The following is a 219-nucleotide window of genomic DNA, read 5'->3' on the forward strand; positions in this document are numbered from 1 at the left end:
GCGTGTTTTCAGAATATGTTCTGCTGCAATCTGTATCTCGGACGCCTGTCCCTGTGCTCCGCCTGACGGCTGGTGAATCATAATCTCCGCATTCGGAAGCGCAAGACGCTTGCCCTTCTTACCGCCGGATAACAGGAAAGATCCCATACTTGCGGCCATACCAATACAGATCGTAGACACATCACACTTGATGTACTGCATCGTATCATAAATTGCCAG

The 219-nt window shown here is 49.8% G+C and carries 1 protein-coding gene; it reads right to left on the reverse strand.

Features of this window, described 5'->3' with window-relative positions; all coding sequences use genetic code 11:
- On the reverse strand, positions 1-219 hold a 219-nt coding region (locus tag HJY11_RS14230; RefSeq protein WP_208076530.1), incomplete at both ends, for an ATP-dependent Clp protease proteolytic subunit.

This window comes from Bittarella massiliensis (ex Durand et al. 2017) (assembly GCF_017566145.1).
In the GTDB taxonomy this organism is placed as follows: Bacteria; Bacillota; Clostridia; order Oscillospirales; family Ruminococcaceae; genus Bittarella; species Bittarella massiliensis_A.